The sequence below is a fragment of the Melioribacter sp. genome (assembly GCF_049325435.1).
Classification (GTDB): Bacteria; Bacteroidota; Ignavibacteria; order Ignavibacteriales; family Melioribacteraceae; genus Melioribacter; species Melioribacter roseus.
Window position 1 is genome coordinate 148,677 of sequence record NZ_JBMOLD010000013.1, and the last position, 20,156, is coordinate 168,832.

The 20,156-nt window shown below is 40.7% G+C and carries 21 protein-coding genes; all 21 read right to left on the bottom strand.

Going from position 1 to position 20,156, the window contains the following annotated elements:
• Positions 1-2: 2 nt before the first annotated feature.
• Positions 3-542 (bottom strand): gamma carbonic anhydrase family protein, encoded by a 540-nt coding sequence (locus ACOYVE_RS09635; protein ID WP_422881694.1) that lies wholly within the window; start codon positions 540-542, stop codon positions 3-5.
• Entirely contained in the window at positions 532-2,127 is a 1,596-nt protein-coding gene (locus ACOYVE_RS09640) for a S41 family peptidase (RefSeq protein WP_422881696.1), read from the bottom strand. The genes ACOYVE_RS09635 and ACOYVE_RS09640 overlap by 11 nt, the downstream gene beginning before the upstream one ends.
• Positions 2,128-2,129: 2 nt before the next feature.
• Positions 2,130-3,599, bottom strand: a complete 1,470-nt coding sequence (gene lysS, locus ACOYVE_RS09645; protein WP_081489545.1) for a lysine--tRNA ligase — start codon at positions 3,597-3,599, stop codon at positions 2,130-2,132.
• A 51-nt stretch (positions 3,600-3,650) separates the two neighbouring features.
• Positions 3,651-5,120, bottom strand: a complete 1,470-nt coding sequence (gene dacB, locus ACOYVE_RS09650) for a D-alanyl-D-alanine carboxypeptidase/D-alanyl-D-alanine endopeptidase (RefSeq protein WP_422881697.1) — start codon at positions 5,118-5,120, stop codon at positions 3,651-3,653.
• Positions 5,110-5,823, bottom strand: a complete 714-nt coding sequence (locus ACOYVE_RS09655) for a pseudouridine synthase (RefSeq protein ID WP_226990956.1) — start codon at positions 5,821-5,823, stop codon at positions 5,110-5,112. The genes dacB and ACOYVE_RS09655 overlap by 11 nt, the downstream gene beginning before the upstream one ends.
• A complete protein-coding gene (scpB, locus tag ACOYVE_RS09660; RefSeq protein WP_014857212.1) occupies positions 5,804-6,460 on the bottom strand; it encodes an SMC-Scp complex subunit ScpB in 657 nt (218 codons plus the stop codon). Before scpB ends, ACOYVE_RS09655 begins: the two co-directional genes overlap by 20 nt.
• Entirely contained in the window at positions 6,453-7,172 is a 720-nt protein-coding gene (locus tag ACOYVE_RS09665; RefSeq protein ID WP_014857213.1) for a segregation and condensation protein A, read from the bottom strand. Before ACOYVE_RS09665 ends, scpB begins: the two co-directional genes overlap by 8 nt.
• Positions 7,172-8,152 (bottom strand): tryptophan--tRNA ligase, encoded by a 981-nt coding sequence (trpS, locus tag ACOYVE_RS09670; protein ID WP_422881699.1) that lies wholly within the window; start codon positions 8,150-8,152, stop codon positions 7,172-7,174. Before trpS ends, ACOYVE_RS09665 begins: the two co-directional genes overlap by 1 nt.
• A 65-nt stretch (positions 8,153-8,217) precedes the next feature.
• Positions 8,218-8,490 carry an HNH endonuclease gene (locus ACOYVE_RS09675; RefSeq protein ID WP_014857215.1) on the bottom strand — a complete coding sequence of 91 codons (273 nt, stop codon included), beginning with the start codon at positions 8,488-8,490 and terminating at the stop codon, positions 8,218-8,220.
• 349 nt (positions 8,491-8,839) lie between these two features.
• Positions 8,840-9,928 carry a tRNA 2-thiouridine(34) synthase MnmA gene (gene mnmA / locus ACOYVE_RS09680; RefSeq protein ID WP_422881701.1) on the bottom strand — a complete coding sequence of 363 codons (1,089 nt, stop codon included), beginning with the start codon at positions 9,926-9,928 and terminating at the stop codon, positions 8,840-8,842.
• Positions 9,929-9,990: 62 nt separating this feature from the next.
• Positions 9,991-10,368 (bottom strand): holo-ACP synthase, encoded by a 378-nt coding sequence (acpS, locus tag ACOYVE_RS09685; RefSeq protein ID WP_014857217.1) that lies wholly within the window; start codon positions 10,366-10,368, stop codon positions 9,991-9,993.
• 15 nt (positions 10,369-10,383) lie between these two features.
• Entirely contained in the window at positions 10,384-11,298 is a 915-nt protein-coding gene (locus ACOYVE_RS09690; RefSeq protein ID WP_422881704.1) for an MlaD family protein, read from the bottom strand.
• On the bottom strand, positions 11,270-11,641 hold the full coding sequence (locus ACOYVE_RS09695) for a hypothetical protein (protein ID WP_014857219.1): 372 nt from the start codon (positions 11,639-11,641) through the stop codon (positions 11,270-11,272). Before ACOYVE_RS09695 ends, ACOYVE_RS09690 begins: the two co-directional genes overlap by 29 nt.
• Positions 11,638-12,924, bottom strand: a complete 1,287-nt coding sequence (locus ACOYVE_RS09700) for a hemolysin family protein (protein WP_422881706.1) — start codon at positions 12,922-12,924, stop codon at positions 11,638-11,640. The genes ACOYVE_RS09695 and ACOYVE_RS09700 overlap by 4 nt, the downstream gene beginning before the upstream one ends.
• 35 nt (positions 12,925-12,959) lie before the next feature.
• Positions 12,960-13,376 carry a single-stranded DNA-binding protein gene (locus tag ACOYVE_RS09705; RefSeq protein ID WP_014857221.1) on the bottom strand — a complete coding sequence of 139 codons (417 nt, stop codon included), beginning with the start codon at positions 13,374-13,376 and terminating at the stop codon, positions 12,960-12,962.
• Between the two features lie 77 nt (positions 13,377-13,453).
• Positions 13,454-13,894: an SPOR domain-containing protein gene (locus ACOYVE_RS09710; RefSeq protein WP_422881708.1), complete on the bottom strand. Its 441-nt coding sequence runs from the start codon at positions 13,892-13,894 to the stop codon at positions 13,454-13,456.
• Positions 13,895-13,935: 41 nt separating this feature from the next.
• Positions 13,936-15,192: an OmpP1/FadL family transporter gene (locus tag ACOYVE_RS09715; RefSeq protein ID WP_422881709.1), complete on the bottom strand. Its 1,257-nt coding sequence runs from the start codon at positions 15,190-15,192 to the stop codon at positions 13,936-13,938.
• A gap of 64 nt (positions 15,193-15,256) precedes the next feature.
• Positions 15,257-15,760 (bottom strand): acetyl-CoA carboxylase biotin carboxyl carrier protein subunit, encoded by a 504-nt coding sequence (locus ACOYVE_RS09720; protein WP_014857224.1) that lies wholly within the window; start codon positions 15,758-15,760, stop codon positions 15,257-15,259.
• The gene (locus ACOYVE_RS09725; RefSeq protein ID WP_422881710.1) at positions 15,753-17,207 is read right to left on the bottom strand and encodes an acetyl-CoA carboxylase biotin carboxylase subunit; all 1,455 of its coding nucleotides are present in this window, start codon (positions 17,205-17,207) and stop codon (positions 15,753-15,755) included. Before ACOYVE_RS09725 ends, ACOYVE_RS09720 begins: the two co-directional genes overlap by 8 nt.
• A 59-nt stretch (positions 17,208-17,266) precedes the next feature.
• On the bottom strand, positions 17,267-19,615 hold the full coding sequence (locus tag ACOYVE_RS09730; protein WP_422881711.1) for an endonuclease MutS2: 2,349 nt from the start codon (positions 19,613-19,615) through the stop codon (positions 17,267-17,269).
• Between the two features lies 1 nt (position 19,616).
• Positions 19,617-20,144 (bottom strand): CvpA family protein, encoded by a 528-nt coding sequence (locus ACOYVE_RS09735; RefSeq protein WP_422881713.1) that lies wholly within the window; start codon positions 20,142-20,144, stop codon positions 19,617-19,619.
• Between the last annotated feature and the right edge of the window lie 12 nt (positions 20,145-20,156).

Genomic DNA, 20,156 nt, shown 5'->3' on the forward strand with positions numbered 1-20,156 from the left:
TTTTACACCCGATCGTTATTTTTTAGTGATTCTGCGGAAATCCGGGCATATTCGGCGTAGTTGAGAGCTGATTGGCGAATCGTCTCGATTTCTTCGTCAGTCAGATCTCTTATAATTTTAGCGGGCACGCCCGCGACAAGTTTACCCGAAGGAACGACAAAGCCTTGTGTTACCAGGGAGCCTGCTGCCACCATCGAATCGGGCTCTAGAGTTGCTCCGTCGAGCAGAATTGCGCCCATGCCTACAAAAGAATTTTTCTTGAGTATTGCTCCGTGCAGAACCGCTGCGTGCCCCACTGTAACGTTGTTTTCGATTATCAGTGGAAATTTCCTGTTTGTAACGTGCAGCACGGAGCCGTCCTGGATATTCGTATTTTTACCGATCTTAACGTAATTGACGTCCCCTCTTATCACAACGTTGTACCAAACGGAGGAGCCTTCCAGAATTTCGACATCGCCGATAATTTTTGCTCCCGGAGCAATAAAAACATCCGGCGCTATCGAAGGATATTTATCTTTGTAAGGAAAGAGTTTAGTTTCCATAAAATCCCGGTAATTTTTCCGCTTCTTCAAAATACGGTAAAGCGTTTTGAAATTGTCTGTCGATACTCAAAAGCACGGAATACCATCCTTTTTCTTTATAGAGATCGCGCGCTACAAACGCTTTTAAGATGGTCGCAACAAATTTCCGGTCGCTTTGAAATTCGGTTGAAGAAAATTTAATATTATTATTTTTAGCAAACCGCTGAAACTCATTTATTTCGTTCGAATTAAATTCGAAATTTTTCAAAAATTCATTCATATCCCCGGAATAAGTCTTTCTAAGCTTTTCTCCGTTTTCGTCGAGGAATTTTCTCGCAAAACGATAATAAATATTATTTTTTCGTAATTCAACCAGAAAGTCGGAGCTCTTTTCGGCATCGATAATAATATCGGGAGTTATTCCCCCGCCTCCGAAAACTTTACGTCCGTGTTTTGTATGATAAATAACAGCCGAGCTGTCCTCGTAGCTATGGTTGATGTTGACGGAATCGGTTTCTTCACGGTCGTGAATTTCGCGATAATATTCGTCTTTGTTTTTATAGTTTCTTTGAATTTCCCTACCGGAAGGAGTATAGTATTTGGAGACAGTAATACGCAGCGCCGAATTATCGGGCAAAACGAATTGCCTCTGAACCAGTCCTTTACCGAAGGTCGTTTCGCCTATAATTAATCCTCGATCCCAATCCTGAACGGCGCCTGCCACTATTTCGCTGGCAGAGGCGGATCCGCGGTTAACCAGAATTATAAGCGGTAATTTTTCGAACGGATAATCACGACGAGCCCGGAATTCCTCGTCGAATTCGGAATATCTTCCTTTGGTATAAACAATCATCTTTGTGCTGTCAATAAATAAGTCGGCAATATTGAAAGCCTGCGTTAACAGTCCGCCCGGATTATTTCTCAAATCGAGGACAAGTTTTTCCATTCCTTCTTCGCTGAGCCGATTGAGAGCTTCTATTACTTCACGAGCGGACGTTTCCGAAAAACGAGTTAAATTAATATATCCGATATTCCCTTCGTATAATAAAGAAACGTCGACCGAATTCAAATTAATCCTGTCTCTGACAATCGTAAAATCGATATTGGAATTAATCGACGGTCTGAATATAGTAACATTAACAGATGTTCCTTTTTTACCTCTCAATAATTTAATTACATCGTCATTCGTAAGACCCGTTGCGTCGTTTCCTTCCACTTTAATAATCCGGTCGCCCGATAGAATTCCGACCGATTCGCTCGGGCCTCCGGTAATCGGAGAGACTACTACAATTGTATCTTTAAGAATTTGAAATTCGATGCCGATACCTTCGAAATTGCCTCTCATCTCTTCTTCTTCGAATGAGAATTCTTCCGGATTTATATAAACCGAATGAGGATCGAGATCCTTAAGCATGCCTTCGATAGCGTTATCGACCAATTTTTTTTCATCGAGAGAATCGACATAGAAAAAATTCGTATATCTATAAGCCTTTTCGAATTTATCAAGTTGAGCGTCTTTTAACGGGAACAACAAGCCGTCGAGTTTAACGCCCAGAAAAAATCCGAGAAGGATCGAAATGACTACAGCGGGTATTACTTTCTTCATTATTATTTTTCCGGTTTCATTTGCGGAAATAAAATAACGTCTCGGATCGACGGTTGATTTGTCAGCAGCATAACCAGCCGGTCAATGCCGACGCCCAATCCTGCGGTCGGAGGCATACCGTATTCGAGCGCTCTTATAAAGTCTTCATCGATCTGATGAGCTTCCTCGTCGCCTTCCTCGCGCATTTTAGCTTGCTCTTCGAAACGTTTTCTCTGATCAATCGGGTCGTTCAATTCGCTGAATGCATTGCAAATTTCCCTGCCGAGCACGAAACCTTCGAATCGTTCCACCAGTCCTTCTTTCGACCTGTGTTTTTTGGCAAGCGGCGAAAGTTCGAGCGGATAGTCGATAACAAACGTAGGCTGAATCAACGACGCTTGAATCGTAATTTCGAACAATTCGTCAATCAGTTTTCCTTTCGATTCGCCACCTTTCGGTTCTACGCCCCGCTCTTTAAGCGCTTTTACCAACTCGTCGTAAGAAGCTTTCAATACGTCGATGCCCGTGACTTCGAGCAATTTATCCACCATCGAAACTCTTTTCCAGGGAGGATTGAAATTTATTTCCTTACCTTCGATTACAAATTGAGTTGTACCAAACACTTTATTGCATAATTCCACAACCATTTTTTCAACAAAGTCCATCATCCACTCGTAGTCTTTATAAGCCACATAAAGTTCGAGCATAGTAAATTCGGGATTGTGCGTTTTATCCATTCCTTCGTTTCTGAAATCTTTCGATATTTCATAAACTCCGTCGAAGCCTCCGACAATTAGCCGCTTCAAGTAGAGTTCGTCGGCTATTCTCAAATATAAATCGATATCGAGGGCATTGTGATGAGTAATAAAAGGACGGGCAGCGGCGCCTCCGTACAACGGCTGCAGTATCGGGGTTTCTACTTCGATCAAGCCGTTTTCGTCGAGGTATTTTCTAATTTGCGTTATTATTTGAGCTCGCTTGATAAAGACGTCTTTAACTTCGGGATTTACAATCAGGTCGACGTATCTTTGTCTGTATCTTAATTCTTTATCCGCGAATTGGTCGTAAACGATTTTATTGCCGTTCTCGTCGATAACCTCCTTGGCAATAGGAATGGGTCTTAACGATTTTGAAAGCAGTTGATACGATTTTGCATGGACGGAAATTTCTCCGGTTTTGGTTTTGAATACAAATCCTGCCACTCCAATTATATCGCCGATATCGAGCAACTTAAAGACGTCGTACATTTCGCCCAGTTCGTCTTTCTTCAGATAAATCTGGATTCTTCCTCTGCTATCCTGAATATGTGCAAAAGTAGCTTTTCCCATTCGTCTCAAAGCCATTATACGCCCTGCAACTTTAACGTCTTTGCCTTCGTACTTTTCATAATTTTGCTTTATATCGCTCGAATAGCTGTCGACATCATAACTGTAGGCATAAGGTAGAATACCTCTTTTAATCAATTCGTCGAGTTCTTCCCTTCTTCTTTTCATCAATGAATTATATTCCGCTTCGAAATTATAGTTTTCCACTTTTCCTCCGTATTAATTTCTTACAAAATTGACTAATTTATTGCAGGCATTGTCAATTATATAGTTTACTAGGTTGGACGATGATAAATAATTATTTATAATAACTGAAAACGCGAGAGTTTCGCCGGAAACAGTTTTAACATAGCCTGCAAGAGCCGACACGGCGGGACTGTATCCGGGCTTTGCTCTTAGATTATTCTTTGCATAAGTTTTTTTCATCCTATTGGCAAGCGTACCGTCGAATCCGGCTATCGGCAAAGAATTATAAAAATAGTCCGACATTTCCGACTTGTAAAGATAAGTCAGCAGATTAACTGTCTGGCGCGGCGTTACGAGATTATATCTCGACAGACCCGAACCGTCCACAAGATACAGATTGTCAACGTTGACGCCGATTTCATTAAAAAGTTTTCTGCAGGCTTCCAGACCGTTTTCAGCCGAACCGTATCCGTAAACTTCGAGTCCGATAGTTTTCAGAATTTGTTCGGAATAAAAATTATTGCTGTTTTTGTTGGTTTCGTTAATTATTCTGTACAAAGGGACCGAACGATGAACCAGCAAAGGAGTCATATCGTCTTTTACAATAAACTTGTCCGTCTCGTCGTAATCGAGAATTTTTCCTTCAGTAAGAATGCCGCTTGCGTTCAAAGTTTCATTAAATACCGTCATGAAGTAATCGGCGGCTCCGGAAACGGAAATATTCTTTACAACCGGTTCGGATTTATAATTAATAGCTCCCGAAATGTATATTACGTTCGAACCTCTCTCGCGCGTTACTTCAATTTGAGTTTCGTCGACGGTAGTAACCGCTTTATTTACAATGGTAACATAATTTGTTTTCGGAGCGATAGTATATTTTGCCGGGAATTTTAACTCAGCCGGGCTGATTGTAATTTCAATTGAATTATCGTTAAAGCTGAGAGCGCCGGACGGAGCTGCGAACCAAAAACTTTCGTTATCCCACGCCCATCCATTTCCCAAAGGAATGTCGTCGAATGCATGATCGTCGTAATAAAGATTTCCTTCTATTTTTCTGACGCCTTTATTAATAAGCTGATTAGCCCACTCTTCGAAAATAACGGTAGGGTCGCCGTTATAAAATCGATTGGAAATCGACGGGTCGCCGGATCCCGCGACAATCAAATCCCCCTTCAAAACTCCGTTATTAATTTCACCGTCGGTATAAATCGTGGTTTCGTATCGATATTCGGGACCTAAAATAAAAAGCGCCGCCGCGGTCGTAAAAAGTTTGACCAGAGACGCCGGCACGAACAATTTATCGGGATTTTTTTTGTAAATAGTTTCTCCGGTTTTCAACGATCTTATAAAAACTCCCACGAATGCATTATTCAATGCGGAATCGTTAAACGAATCGTCGAGTTGCTCTCTCAACTCGTTGATTGAATATTGCTCTTTCAGCGTGTCGTTTTGAGCGGATACAACGCACGAGAGAAGCAATATCAGAATAAATTTATTTATCATAGAGTTTATAAACTTTTTCGATTTCTTTATCTGTAATTTCTCTGTAATAACCGTAAGGAAGTTTTTCGAGTGTAAAAATTCCGAAACTGACCCTTTCGAGAGATTTAACAAAATAGCCGAGTTGTCCGAACATACGTTTCACAAAATGATTTCTGCCCTCGACAGTAGTAACTTCTACCATTTTTTTGTTATTGGAATTAACGTATTTTATTTCTTCGAATTTGCTTTTCCTGCCGTCGAGATAAATTCCCTTCGACAATTTGTCGGCGTGTTCCTGAATAAGAGGTTTATCGAGGGTAGCGCGATAAACGCGCGGAATTTTTTTGCTCGGATGCGTCATTAAATTCGAAAAGTTCCCGTCGTTTGTCAGTATGAGCACTCCGGTAGTATTATAATCGAGTCGCCCTACCGGAAATATTTTATGTTTGGTTTTGATCAGGTCGGTTACTTTTTTCCTGTTCTTTTCGTCGCTTGTGGTAGTAATGTATCCTTTCGGTTTATTCAGGAGGTAATAGACTTTTTTTTCGGGTTTAAGTTTTTCTCCGTCCAGATATACTACGTCAACAGCCGGATCGACATAAAAGCTGAAATCCGTAACTATATTGCCGTTAACGGAGACTCTTCCCGTTTTAATATACTCTTCCGAATTTCTTCTTGAAGAGATTCCGCATTCCGAAAGGAATTTATTCAATCGTATCTTCATCGTCCGCGCCTTCGTTGTTAGTTTCTTTTTCAAGTTCCTCTTCGACTTCGTTCATCATAATTCTTCGTTTTTGCTCCTGAAAATCCTCGTCTTTCATAATCTCCTCGATTTCGCGAGGCTTAGGCAAATCGGAAATATTATTCAATCCGAAGTATTTTAAAAATTCGTCGGTTGTGCCGTAAAGAAGCGGTCTCCCGACCGTCTCGGCTCTGCCTTTAATCGTAATCAGATTTTTTTCTAAAAGAGTATTCAAAGTATAGTCGGAATTGACGCCGCGAATGGCTTCGAGTTCCGGTTTTGTAATCGGTTGTTTGTATGCGATAATAGCCAGAGTTTCGAGCGCAGCCTGACTGAGTCGTCGTTTGCTCTTTTCGGTTGAAAGAAATCCAACATATTTAGCATGATCTGGTTTGGTCGCATAAATAAATCCGTTTGCGATTCTGAGTATTTTAAATGCGTGTCCGTTCTGGTCGTATTTTTCATTCAACATATTAACTGCTTCGTCGATTTCCTGAACGGTGATTTCGATATCCGCTCCGTCAATTTCCTTGATTGCATTGACAATTTCTTTTGCTGGCAACGGCTCGTCCGAAGCAAAGATCAGAGCTTCGATAACGGAATAATAGATATTATCCATCAGATAGTCCGTAGATTATAAAATCATTAAAATTAGGAGATTCCTCGATGCCGATTTTACCCGATTTAACCATCTCCAGGACGGCGATAAACGTAACGACAATTTTAATTTTATTAGCCATCTCTTTCATCAATTCTTTGAATTCGATTCTCTTTTTCGATTTAACCTTTTCGCTGATATAATCCATCTGTTCTTCAATAGTAACATTCCATTTTTTTATTTGATGAACCGGCTCTTCTTTTTTCGATTCGATTACTTTTTTGAAAGCTTTAATAAGATCGTAAAGAGAAATATTCTTCAAAAGGATATCGAGGTTCGCCGTTTTTTCTTTTTCGTCGTATTCGAAATTGCTGCGGAAATTATAACTTCGCATATTCGATTCCATATAGCTGAACTCCTCGGTCATCTCTTTGTATCTTTTATACTCGAGCAATGCTTTGACGAGGTCGGCTCTCGGATCGATTTCCTCTCCTTTTTCGTCGACTTCTTTCGGGAGGAGCATTTTGACTTTAATTTGCATCAGGGTCGCCGCCATCAGAATAAAATCTCCGGCAATCTCGAGGTCGAGTTGCTGGAGCATTTTAAGATAATCCATAAAGTCTTTGGTAATTTTCGATATCGGAATATCGTAAATATTGAGCTCGTCCCTTTTTATAAAAAAGAGCAGAAGGTCAAGCGGGCCTTCGAATTGTGTAAGTTTTATTTTATACATTATCCGAATTTCATACTTGTATGAACTTCGTCCATTGTCTGCCGCGCAACGACTTTCGCTTTTTCCTCTCCTTCGCGCAGTATGTCTTTAACCAAGTCAATATTCCGCTCGTAATGTTTTCGTTTTTCAATTATCGGCTCGAGGAATTCATTGATCTTAGCAGCGCATCTCGACTTGCATTCAACGCACCCGAGAGCGCCGCTGCGGCAATCTGCATCGATGTTTTCAATTTCGCCGGAATTAAATTTTTTGTGATACGTAAACACCAGACAAACTTCAGGTCGTCCGGGATCGTTTTTCCTGACTTTCATAGTATCCGTAACCGCCTTTTTTAATTTCGCCGTAACGGCATCCGGCTCGTCGGAGAGCAGGATTGTATTGCCCATCGATTTCGACATTTTAGCATTGCCGTCCAAACCGGGCAAACGCGCAAAACTTGTAAGAAGCGGTTCCGGTTCGGGAAAGACTTCGCCGTACTGATTGTTGAATCGCCTTGCAATTTCGCGCGTAATTTCGATATGCGGAACCTGGTCTTCTCCAACTGGCACCGCTTCCCCTTTGTACAATAAAATGTCCGCCGCCTGCAAAACCGGGTAACCCAAATGACCGTATATTACATTTTCAATATTCAAATCGCGAACCTGCTCTTTTAAAGTCGGATTTCTTTCCAAACGCGCCTTTGTAATAAGCATCGAAAATATCAGAAATAATTCCGCATGTTCTTTAATCTGCGACTGACGAAAAAACGGACTCTTCTCAGGGTCGAGTCCGGCCGCCAGCCAATCTATAACCATTTCGATTGTATTGTCGTAAATATGTTCGGTCGATAAATCGGTAGTCAATACGTGATAGTCGGCAATCAGGTGATAACTGTCGTATTGATTTTGGAGATTAATCCAGTTTTCGAGCGCGCCTACGTAGTGTCCGAGATGCAGTTTACCCGTAGGACGCATACCGCTTAGAATTCTCTTTTTAGCCATAATTCCGATAGAATAAATTATTGAATACAGATTACAAAAATATAGAAAAAAAAGGAAATTTACTCTCAATCGAAGAGGAAAGGTTTCCAGGTTGTGTCAATTCTGCCGGCTGCGGATTTGATAAAAAGTATATGATTCGGAGTAAAAGGTTTTATTCTAAGTTTCATACCCGCTTCGTCGGGAGTTCTATCGCCTTTTTTATTATTGCACGGCAAACAAGCCGCCACCAGGTTTTCCCAAGTATCGGCGCCGCCTCTCGATTTGGGAATAATATGGTCAACCGTTAAAGGCAGATCTCCCCTGCCGCAATATGCGCATCGATGACCGTCGCGTTTCAAAATATTTTTCCGCGTCAGTATAATTTTCTTGTAGGGTATTCTTATATAGTCCTTCAGTTTAATAACGCTGGGCCAGGGATAAGCCTTACTAACGGTTCTTATTTGCCTGCCGCTGTTATTTGCAACGAGTTCCGCTTTGCCGAGAAGCAGTAGTACAATTGCCTTTTTGACGTTACAAATGGTAAGGGGTTCATAACTTTGATTCAGTAAAAGAACCCTTGCGTTGAGCGCCCCGTTTGAACCGAACTTACGTTCGAAGATGACCTCCTTAGCACTAAATTAACCAATCGGTTATATTTTGGCGTATAATATGCAAAATTTCGTTTAATAATGAAAGATATTTATCCGGTCACTTTTCTATAATACCTCCGGCAAGCAGATACCCCTTTTCGTCATAAAGGACGAGAGATTGCCCCGGCGTAACGGCGTTTTTGGGTTCGGAAAATTCTATTTCAATCGAGTCGGGCGCCGATTTTATTACAACCGCTTCCTTGGCCGAATCCGAATACCTTATTTTACCAAAGACTTTTTCGCCTTCCTTTAATATAGCTTGGCTTACATAATTAACGTCCGACGCCTTTACTCTTCTTTCGAGCAATTCTTCTTTGTCGCCTATTTCAATTGTGTTCGTATTGCTGTCGATATTTTTTACATATACAGGTTTACCGAACGAGACACCTAGACCGCGTCTTTGCCCGATTGTATAAAAAGGAAAGCCTTTGTGCTTGCCTACAATTTCCCCATGATAGACCAAATTGCCTTCCCGAATATTATTAATAACCTCAGGAATTCTTTCGCGCAGAAATCGTTCGTAATTATTGTCGGCGACGAAACAAATTTCCTGGCTATCCGGTTTGCCCGCGGTTTTTAATCCGAATTCGGCGGCAATGGCTCTCACTTCTTCTTTGGTATATTTACCGAGCGGAAATAACGTACGGGAGAGACTTTCCTGTGTAAGTCCCCAGAGAGCGTAAGTTTGGTCTTTCTTCGTGTCTTTCGAATATTTGAGAGTATATCTGTCGTTAATTTTTTCCACAACCGCATAATGTCCGGTTGCAACATAACGCGCATCGAGCGAGTCTGCTTTTTTCAGCAACTCTTCCCATTTAATTTTACGATTGCATACGACGCACGGATTAGGGGTTCTACCTGCCAGATATTCTTTCACAAAATCGTCTATAACCGTTTCTTCAAAAGCTTTTGTAAAATCGACGGTATAATGAGGAATGCCTATTAACTCCGCCACATTTTTTGCGTCGAAAATTGCATCGAGTGAGCAGCATCCCGATTCGTGTTTCGGGGCTCCGCCCACTTCCATAAATCCCCATGTCTTCATTGTAATGCCGATCACATCGTAGCCTTCCTTCTTCAATATAGCAGCTGCAACGGAGGAATCGACTCCGCCGCTCATGGCAACGATAACTCGATTTTCGTTCATCTTTATCCTTTCTTAAAAAAATCTACAATTGAAACGATAAATATAGGAAATAAGTTCTAATTTCAGGCGGTTGTGGAAAGGATTGCCACGCATGTAACGTAATGGTCGGAATGGCTCATCGAAATTAAAAGTTTTTTGTCGTTTCCTAGATATTCTTTGATTTCGATACTTCTCAAATTAACAACAGGCCTCCCGTTCGACAGATTGCTGATTTCAATGTCCTTCCAACCGGGGCTAACATTTACCGACGAGAGCGCTTTTGTTATGGCTTCCTTGGCGGCAAAGCGCGCCGCCAGATGTTGATATTTATTCTTTTTTGACAGACAATATTCTAATTCGGAGATTGTAAATATTTTCTCCAAAAAACGATCGCCGTAATTGTCCACGCTTTGCTTTATCCTGTCGATTTCTATTATGTCAATTCCGAGTCCGAGGACCATTTCTTTTCCTCTCTTTTAGAAAATATTTGCATCGACTTTAATGCCTTCGCCCTGAATCTGTTTTTCGAGTATTTCAACAAGTTTATTCAATTTTGTCATTGTGTCTTTTAGATCATTCATAAATTTATCGTCATACAATAATCTGCCGAGATTATTTTCGCTGCGCTTCGTTTCGTCTAAGAGAGCATTAAGTTCGCTCAAAAGTTTCTTCGATTCGTACAATGTCGAATTAGCGCTATTAATAAAAACTTTTACCGAATCCCTGTTTTCCGAAACCAGCGCATTGACATTATCGGTAATTTCAATCGAATTGGAAATCAATCTTGAAAAATTGGAATCGTTACGAGCAACAAAAGAATTTAGATTAACCGCAGCATGATTCAAGTTACTTACCAGACCTTTCATCTTGTCGGTAAAACTGTCGTCGAGCACAGTATTATTCAATTTTGCAAGAGTAACGTTTACTTCTTTGACCAGACTAATCAAATCCGATTGCAAATTTCCGAGCAGCGCCATAGTAGTAGAAATATCGCCGAGAAACAAACCTTCGTAAATTTGATTCGGATCCAGAGGTTTGTCCGAATTTCCGGGATAAATTTCAACTTTTTTGCCGCCCATTAAATCGAGCATCATTATTTGAAAAGTGGCGTCCCGTCTTAGCGAGGTTTCTTTATCAATCTTAAGTACGGCAACTACGTAATCGTTCTCGGTTCTGATATCGTCGACGTAACCAGCGCGAACTCCGTTTACGGTTACGGGGTCGCCGATCTCGAGTCCGGCTACATTATCGAATTTTATTTTCAGTTCGGTTTTGTCGGAATTAAATGTAATATTTTTAGCCCACCCGAGAATCCACAAAAAGACAATCAGCGCTAGGAATACGGTAATTCCGACTTTTATTTCAGTTTTTCTCTCGTCTCTCATCTTCATCAATCATTTTTTTCAGAATATTAAATTCAAGTGAATCAATTACTCCGTCCTCTATGAACATTTTTGTTCGTTCGGCTATTTTTTCAAAGTTTTTCATCGACTCTTCGAAATCTTTCTTTTTCAGATTTTCGATTCTGTTAAAAAAGAAAACTCGTAAAGAGTCGTCATAGTTATTGCGCTGTAAATTATCGAAATCTTTCTTTAAGTCGTTAACTCCGATTTCAAATATTTTTTCTTTAGCGTAATTTTTAATGACCGAGCCGTATTGTCTGTAGATAAAAATCAAACTGCCTATTGCCACTGTAATGGTAATAACCAGGGTCAGAAAACATCCCTTTCTCATTTTTGCTCCGGCAGTTTTTCGACGAGGACTTTATTGATTCTTTTATTATGAATTTCTTTGACCGTAAATTTAACCCCCTTATCGACAAAAGAGAATCCTTCTTCGGGAATAGAGCCGGCGTGGTTCAGAATAAATCCCGCGAGAGTGTCGTAATCGTCGTCTTCATTTGAAAATTCGGTTTCTAATAACTCACTCAATTCATCGATAGGCAATCTGCCGCTTAGCAAGTATGAATTTTCCGAAACCTTGACTATCGGATTTTCTTCTTTATCGAATTCGTCACGAATATCGCCCACAATTTCTTCAAGAATATCTTCCAGAGAAATCAGACCCGCCGTACCGCCGTATTCGTCGACAACTATTCCGAGATGAAGTTTCTTTTCCTGAAAATCGTGGAGCAATTCGTTTATATATTTTGTTTGTGGCACAAAGAAAACTTCCCGCGCTATTTTACGGAGCGACAGGGATTTTCTCATTTCCGGATTTTTCAGATACGGCAGCAAGTCCTTCGCATAAATAATACCGATAATATTATCGAGCGAGTTTTCGTATAAAGGGATTCGGCTATAGCCCGATTCATTAATGACTTTCATGAGTTCATCGAAAGTAATATCTACCGGAACAGCGACAATATCGACGCGCGGAGTCATAATTTCCCTGGCAGTTACGCTTCTGAACGATACAATTCCTTCGATTAATTCGTGCTCGTCTTCTTCGATTGTTCCCTTTTCCACCCCGAGGGTAGTCAGTTCGGTAATTTCGGAACTCAGAAGAGGGTTCTTAAATTTTTCGGTCTTCATTCTGGAAGTCGCCGCCCGCAACAAGTCGCTTAGAATTTTTGCAATGGGGAAAAACAGCACGCTAATCCAATAAAGAGGCAATGCCACAACTTTTGCAAAGTTGATGCTGTTTTTATTTGCAACCAATTTCGGGATAATTTCGCCGAACAGAAGTATAATAATAGTCAGAATCAAAATCTGAATCGTTACTGCCAGTTCTTCCGAAACTCCGTAAACTTTTGCAAGGTCGAGCGCAATCAGAACCGAAATTATGGATGCGGCGGTATTAACAACGGTATTACCGAGCAATATTGTCACCAATATACGACGCGGATTGTCCAACAGGAGTTGGAGATAGCTCCCAATAACTTTGCTATCTTTCCGGAAATCTTTAATTTTTTTCTTATCGATCGAAAAGAGCGCTACTTCAGCTCCCGAGAAGAATCCGGAAAGAATAATAGAAATTACAAGAAGAACTATGCGCAGAAATGAATCGCTTTCCAAGTTATCGTCAAATCCCGACTTTATTCAACATACAATTAAAATGGTAAATCCTCGTCCGAATCGGCTCCCATAGTAGGAGCTTCGCCCGGCATATCTCCGCCCCCTGATTCCGGCGGCGCTTCTCTGCCGTCCAATGGAATAAGCTGTTCGGCAACTACTTCAGTGAAATATCTCTTAATGCCGTTTTTGTCCTCGTAATCCCGTTTAGATATTCTTCCCTCGATATAAAACTTCTTCCCTTTTTTTAAGGCGTCCTTATAGAAATCGGATAAATTGTAAGCCACAACATTATGCCATGTAGTCTCGTTGACCCAATTGCCGTCCCGTCCCTTGTAACTTCTCGTAGTAGCCAATGAAAATGTAGTTACAGACACATTATTCGTAGTAAAACGCGTTTCAGCATCGCCGCCCAAATTTCCAATCAGCATAATCTTGTTTAAAGAAAAAGCCACTTGCCCACCTTTCTTTTTGTTAAAAATTGTAGTATAAATTTATGATTATTAACTGAAAATTGCCAAACAGAAAGAAATTAATCTTCAACCGTAAAAATGAAGGCGTTTTTGAACTCGGGTATTTTTTTCAGTTTGTCCCTTACCATTTCAGCCTTTTCGATAGAATCAAACGGGAAAAGCTGCACCGTATACATTTTAACTTCGTCCTTATAAATAATATTCAGTTCATACTCGGTCTTGTTCGAATTCGATTCTACGAATTTTTCAGCGTTGTTCCGGCTGGAAAAAGCTGCGAGTTGAACGATAAAATGAACCGTTTTTTTCTTAATTTCGTCTGCCGGGAGCTCTTCAACTTGTTTCTGATTCTCCAAAGTGTCCGGCGCCGCGTCCGCATCGATCGATTCTACGTCGTCAAAAATATATACTTCTTCAGCCGGTTGATTTTTTTCGGTTTCTTTCAATGAAGAACAGCCGGTTGAAAAGAGAAAACCTGCCAGAAGGATTAATATTATTTTCATATTGAAAAAAGCGCTCCGAATTAAATCGGAGCGCCGACTTATTATAATGAATAAGCAAAATTAACGCCAAGCAAATGCGCGCTGTTGGAGTAAGTTCCGTTAAAATTGAATTTCGAATTGGTAACTTCTCTTTCCATGAAAATTAAATAAAGATACGAAACGTCAACCGAGAATTTATCCGATAATTTGAGTCCGTACCCGATATTCAATCCGATACGGTCGGCGTCCGGTAATGTCGGTTCTACATATTCGTCCTTAACGGGACTGTTGTCGTAGAACAATCCTCCTCTCAGTTTGGAACCGTTTTGCATACAATACTCGAATCCGCCTCGCACAATAAATGAGTTTTCATATTTACGGTCGGCGGACTGCACGTTTTGAACCCCATTAGCCGGATTAAGGTCGAGGTCGTAATTTTCGAAAGTAACCTCGAGTTTATCGTAACTCGACCAACCTACATATTGAAAATCCGCCGTAAGCGTTAAATTGTCGTTGGCTGCGAATGCCGCGCCTACGGTAATATTCTGTGGAGTAGTTAAAGGAGCTTTAATATTTCCGTTGGGAAGCGGCAAAGTTAAGCCCAACAACGGGTGTACAAATCCCGCAGGAGCGCTTGTGGCGCTACCTTCAAAATCGAAACTAACCTCGCTGCGATAACTGAGTCCGAGGGAAAAATCCTCCGTCGGTTTGTAGAGTAATCCGGCTGTAAAACCGAAAGCTGTGCCGTCTCCGTTCATATCGATTTCGAAGTCGCCTCCTACAGGAATAGGCGCTTTGCGAATTATTGTTACGTCTGCCCATGCAAAAGTGCCGCCTACGCTGACCGACAGTTGATCCGACAATTGATATGCAATTACCGGAGTGAAATAGAACGCCCTAAGTTCAGTTTCGACTGCCAGGTACTTACCGACCCAATTCGGGTCCCACTTTGTCCCCAATCCGTAAGGATTATTCACACCAAGTCCGATATGCAATTTATCGGTTAATTGCTGGGTAATATAAAAATTGATAGGAGTGAAAAGCTGTTTCTCCATATCAACTTCGGCGGCAGGTTGAGTCGGGGTTTTGTATGTTGCCAACGGAACAATTAATGTAGTGCCCAGATAGAAATTTGTTCCTCTGAGCTGTGTAATTCCGGCGGGATTGAAATAAACAGCCGACGGATCGTTAGCCAATCCCGTAAAAGCACCGCCCATAGCCATTGCTCTGGCGCCATGCTCGTTTAATTGAAATCCGCTTCCGTTAATTACGCCAGCCGTTATAAAAATGAAAAGAAATAATTGTAACGATTTTCTCACACAACCTCCCTGTTTAGTTATGTAATTATTAAAATAAGTAATTGTTTTATAAAAGCAAAAAGAATTATTCCATTACGATTAATATCTCATTTTTCTCCACGCTCGTTCCGGATTTAATTCTGACTTCTTTAATTTTACCGTCTCTGGGCGATTGTATTTCGTTTTCCATTTTCATGGCTTCGAGCACCAGCAGACTTTGCCCTTTTTTCACCACGCTCCCTTGTTGAACATGCAATTTAACAATCAAGCCGGGCATCGGAGCTTTAATTTCGGAATGTTTTTCTTTAATCTGTCTTGACTCGCGACCGCTTTGAATTATATGTTGAAGAGCTGTATACAGCCTCAATCTATAAAGATTACCGCCAATATTATATGTAAAAGCGCTCCCTTCGGATTTTCCTGATACAATGTTATAAACTTTGCGTCCTGTACGAAGAAGGAATTCATTTTCATTTTTACCGTAAAATTCATCGATTGTATATTCAGAGTTATTAATAATTATTTTTTTTCCGCCTTTATAAATAACAGAGTATTTTTTATTGTTTAATTCGATTACAAAGTCAATCATATTTCAGCTCTGTCCATTTGTTATTGTGATTATTCAGATTGCCGTTGGTTTTGAAATTGCCTGCGTAGTTCATCACCGCCGTAATAACCGCCGCAATTTCCTGTTCGGGATTTTCTTCCGAAGCAAAAGCAACATTTTTAAGCGTATCGATATTGAAAGAAGCGTTTCTGAATATTTCGCTTTTCAATATCCGTTTAAGAAGCGGGATATTGGTTTCGACGTCTGTTATTAAATAATTCTCCAGAGCGTTCAGCATACGAGATAACGCTTCTTCACGATTTCTGCCATAACTTATTACTTTGGAGAGTAAAGGATCGTAGTATAATGATACTTCCGACCCGATATCGATTCCATAGTCAACTCTTATACCTGGAAGATTGGGAATTTTGTGATTTGTAATTTTTCCCGTAGAAGGCGAAAAATCGGAGTCTTCCGAATTAATTCTGCATTCAATCGAATGTCCTTTTATAGTTACATCATCCTGTTCAAAGGAAATCCTTTCGCCAGCCGCAATTTTAATTTGCTCTTTTACGATATCTATCCCTGTAATCGATTCGGTAACGGGGTGTTCAACCTGCAAACGAGTATTCATCTCCATAAAGTAAAAATTCCGGTTTTCATCCATAAGGAACTCCACGGTTCCGGCATTAAAATAATTGCAAGCTTTAGCCGCTTCAACCGCGGCGTTTGTTATCTCTTGTCGTAATTCCGGGTCGACCGAAGGCGAAGGAGCTTCTTCGATTATTTTCTGAAATCGTCTTTGAAGCGAACATTCCCTTTCGAAGAGGTGCGCATAATTGCCGTGATAATCCCCCAGAATTTGCACTTCGATATGTTTGGGATTGACAATCAATTTTTCGATATAAATTTCGTCGCTGCCGAAGGCTTTCATAGCTTCGCTTCGGGTTAAATTAAACGCGCCTTCGAGTTCTTCTTCATTCGACACCATGCGAATTCCCTTTCCTCCGCCTCCGCCAGAAGCTTTTAACATTATCGGGTAGCCTATTTCAGCGGCGATTCTCGATGCGTCTTTCAGATTATTCAGAGGCTCGGTCGAACCCGGCACAACCGGGACGTTATGTTCCAGCATCAACTTGCGAGCATTAAGTTTGTTGCCCATCATTTCGACCGATTTGGCGGAAGGTCCAATAAATTTAATTTTGTTTTTTTCGACGGCACGAATAAAGTTTTCGTTTTCCGATAAATACCCGTACCCCGGATGAATTGCATCGGCTCCGGTAGTCTTTGCGATTTCGAGAATTAAATTCTGATTGAGGTATGCTTTCGGTTCGCCTATCGATATGGATTCGTCGGCGGCTGATACGTGTGGAGAGAATTTGTCTATATCCGAATAAACGGCTACTGTTTTTATGCCAAGTTCTTTACATGCTCTTATAATTCTAAGAGCGATTTCTCCCCTGTTGGAAATAAGTATTTTATCAAACATATATTAAGAGCGGTTATCCGATAAATAAGATAACAATATTTTTTCACAGAACAAACCGCTTATTCGAATTCAACAACGGTAATACCGTCGCCTCCGCTTTCTATATCTGCAAAATAATAGTTTTTAACGCCTTTATACTTTTTAAGAATCGAATGCGCCAATTGTTTTAGCGCTCCAGTTCCCTTGCCGTGGAGTATTTCCACTCTCTCCAATCCGTACATGAGAGAATCATCGAGGAAACGGATAATCTCAAATTCCGCTTCGTCGGAACGCATTCCTCTTATATCGAGCCTGTATTTAACGTGGTCGTAATCGGTAATCACTTTTTTCTTTTCGTATTCTCTGAAATCGGATTTTTTAGCGGGCACAAGCGAACTGTATTTTGCTTTTATTTTCAACGAACCGATCGTTATGAGGGCTTTGTCTTTGTCCTCGTCGATTTCATCCAACACTCCTACCGAGGTTGTTCCTTTTATCGAAACGTAATCTCCGACGCTCAATTTGTAACTGGAACTCTCTTCAGTCCTCGATTTTTCAAGGTAACTTAGCGTCTTCTTTTTGACTGTTTCTATTTCACTCTTTTCTTTCTTTATTACTTCTTTGTCCGCCCTCGATTGCCTGATGTTTTTAATGGCGTTTTCAATTTTTCTGTTGACGTCGGAGAGCAGTATATTGGCTTTTTGATGAGCTTCTTCGAGTATCTCCTTTTTCTGTTTTTCCAGTTTGTTTATTTTATCCTGATACAGATTCGCCAGACTTTTGAGACGCAGATTTTCCAGTTCGAGATTATGGATTTGATTTCTCAAGTCGTGCGATTTTTTTTCAATGTCGATTAAAAATTCTTCGATTTTAGTTTTGTCGCTGTCGATATAGCGCTTTGAAAGATCAATAAATTTTTCGTCGAAACCTATGCGGGTTGCAATTTCGAATGCATAGCTCGAACCGGGCATTCCCTGATTAAACCGATAGGTCGGTTTCAATTCCTCGCTGTCGAATTCCATAGAGCAATTTTGGAACTTATCGAGTTGATTTGCAATCAGCTTAAGCGAGCCGTGATGCGTCGTAGCGACTACAAGAGCGCCTTTATCCCGCAATGAAATAAGAATGCCGGTGGCAATGGCCGCTCCTTCGACGGGATCCGTACCGGTTCCTACTTCATCGAGCAAAACAAGCGTCGACTCGTTTGCGTTTTCGAGTATCGATTTGATATTCGTAAGATGCGAACTGAAGGTGCTTAAATCGTCTTCGATCGATTGATAATCCCCAATATCCACAAGTACTTTTTCGAAAATGTGAAGATTGGAATCGGGGTGACACGGGATCGGGATTCCGGACTGCGCCATTAAAACAAGCAAACCGATCGTTTTCAAAGCAACTGTTTTACCGCCCGCATTGGGTCCGGTCAATACGAGAATTTTCTGGTCGGTAATTTTCAGATTCAGCGGGACTGTAGCTTCGAATCCGAGTTTCTTGAGAAGAATCGGATGCCTTGCATCGATCAACTCGATCGGTTTACCGTTGTCAAATGTCGGAATCGAACCGATAATTTCAAGAGCATACTTAGCTCTCGCAAACAGAGTATCGAGCGCGGTAATAATATTATAAGCGTCCAGTAATTCCTGACTTTTTGCCGCTATCTGTCTGGTGATTACCAGTAGTATTTTTTCAATTTCCCTTTTTTCGGCAAATTTCAGGGAAAGGATATCGTTATTCAATTCGAGGATCTCTGCCGGTTCAATATAAACCGTCTGGCCTGTAGACGATTCTGAATGGATAAATCCTTTAACGTGTCTTTTATGCTCCGCTTTAACGGGCAGAACGATTCTGCCGTCGCGCTGTGTAAAATATTCCTCCTGAACGAGGTATTCTTCGCTCAGTTTTTTTAGCAAGCGGTTTACTGTTTTTTGAAGCGACAATTCTTTTTCACGTATATCGCTCCGGATCGATTTCAATGCAGGGCTGGCATCGTCCTTAACATCCCAATTTTCGTCGAATATTTTTTCGATGTTTTTTTCGAATACCTTATCGACCGTCAGAGCGTTCCGCAATTCATCCAGAGGCGTATCCGTTTGATCTTCCGGTTTCAAATAGCCGACCATCTTCCTCGACATCTGCGCGAGCCGGTAGATTTCCCTTATTTCTTTCGACGAAAGCACGACTCCTTCGATTCTCGAGCGATAAATCGCGTCCGTTAAATCGGGCAAATATTCGAGAGGTGGAATATCTTTTTTTATAAGCAGATTACGCGCGTAATCAATTTTATTCCCTTCTGTAACTATGTGACTACGGTCGGTAGAAGGTCTCAGGTCTCTTATCTTCTTTTTGCCCGATTCTGTTTGGCAATAAGTCGAAATATACTCTGTGATTTTACGGAATTCGAGTTTATCCAGTGTGTCGTTTTTAACCATATCAATTACTGTTCAAAGTATCTGTTTTTTCGATAAAATCTTTAATTATATAGGTTGCATCGGAACCTTTTTCCACTATAAAATTGATTAATCCAGGAATGATATTATAAACGCTCTCATACATAAGAGATTCCGTTCGCTCTTGCTTATCCGGATAACCAAGCAAATCCAGGATAATGAAAAGCCCGCTCAGGAAAATTATTATTTGAAGAGCGCCGATTAAACCGCCTATAATTTGATTGATCAATTTATTTACTTTATCCGACGGATGGACGATTCTTTTTAAAATTGAGAAGGTTATAATTGTCGACAGAAAAATAATAACTGCAGCGATGATTTTTGCAAAATAATCGTCGTCGTTCAATATTGGAGTCAGAATAACCGCCAGTTTATCGGAAAAATTAACCGTCAGTATCACTGCCAGGACAAGCCCAGTTATGCCTATAATTTTTCTTATAAGACCGTCTTTAAATCCGAGGATAAAACCAATTAAAGCGACCGCGATTATAAAATAGTCTAAGTAGTTCAATTATAACCTTAT

Bases quoted from the DNA above. Each gene is read 5' to 3' on its own strand.
- trpS (WP_422881699.1), bottom strand. From the start codon at position 8,152: ATGGCTAAAAAGAGAATTCTAAGCGGTATGCGTCCTACGGGTAAACTG.
- lysS (WP_081489545.1), bottom strand. From the start codon at position 3,599: ATGAAAAGAAGAAGGGAAGAACTCGACGAATTGATTAAAAGAGGTATT.
- ACOYVE_RS09695 (WP_014857219.1), bottom strand. From the start codon at position 11,641: ATGAGAAAGGGATGTTTTCTGACCCTGGTTATTACCATTACAGTGGCA.
- ACOYVE_RS09710 (WP_422881708.1), bottom strand. From the start codon at position 13,894: ATGAAAATAATATTAATCCTTCTGGCAGGTTTTCTCTTTTCAACCGGC.
- ACOYVE_RS09725 (WP_422881710.1), bottom strand. From the start codon at position 17,207: ATGTTTGATAAAATACTTATTTCCAACAGGGGAGAAATCGCTCTTAGA.
- mnmA (WP_422881701.1), bottom strand. From the start codon at position 9,928: ATGAACGAAAATCGAGTTATCGTTGCCATGAGCGGCGGAGTCGATTCC.
- ACOYVE_RS09730 (WP_422881711.1), bottom strand. From the start codon at position 19,615: ATGGTTAAAAACGACACACTGGATAAACTCGAATTCCGTAAAATCACA.
- ACOYVE_RS09640 (WP_422881696.1), bottom strand. From the start codon at position 2,127: ATGAAGAAAGTAATACCCGCTGTAGTCATTTCGATCCTTCTCGGATTT.
- ACOYVE_RS09655 (WP_226990956.1), bottom strand. From the start codon at position 5,823: ATGAAGATACGATTGAATAAATTCCTTTCGGAATGCGGAATCTCTTCA.
- scpB (WP_014857212.1), bottom strand. From the start codon at position 6,460: ATGGATAATATCTATTATTCCGTTATCGAAGCTCTGATCTTTGCTTCG.
- acpS (WP_014857217.1), bottom strand. From the start codon at position 10,368: ATGGTCCTCGGACTCGGAATTGACATAATAGAAATCGACAGGATAAAG.
- ACOYVE_RS09635 (WP_422881694.1), bottom strand. From the start codon at position 542: ATGGAAACTAAACTCTTTCCTTACAAAGATAAATATCCTTCGATAGCG.
- dacB (WP_422881697.1), bottom strand. From the start codon at position 5,120: ATGATAAATAAATTTATTCTGATATTGCTTCTCTCGTGCGTTGTATCC.
- ACOYVE_RS09720 (WP_014857224.1), bottom strand. From the start codon at position 15,760: ATGATTGACTTTGTAATCGAATTAAACAATAAAAAATACTCTGTTATT.
- ACOYVE_RS09690 (WP_422881704.1), bottom strand. From the start codon at position 11,298: ATGAAGATGAGAGACGAGAGAAAAACTGAAATAAAAGTCGGAATTACC.
- ACOYVE_RS09665 (WP_014857213.1), bottom strand. From the start codon at position 7,172: ATGTATAAAATAAAACTTACACAATTCGAAGGCCCGCTTGACCTTCTG.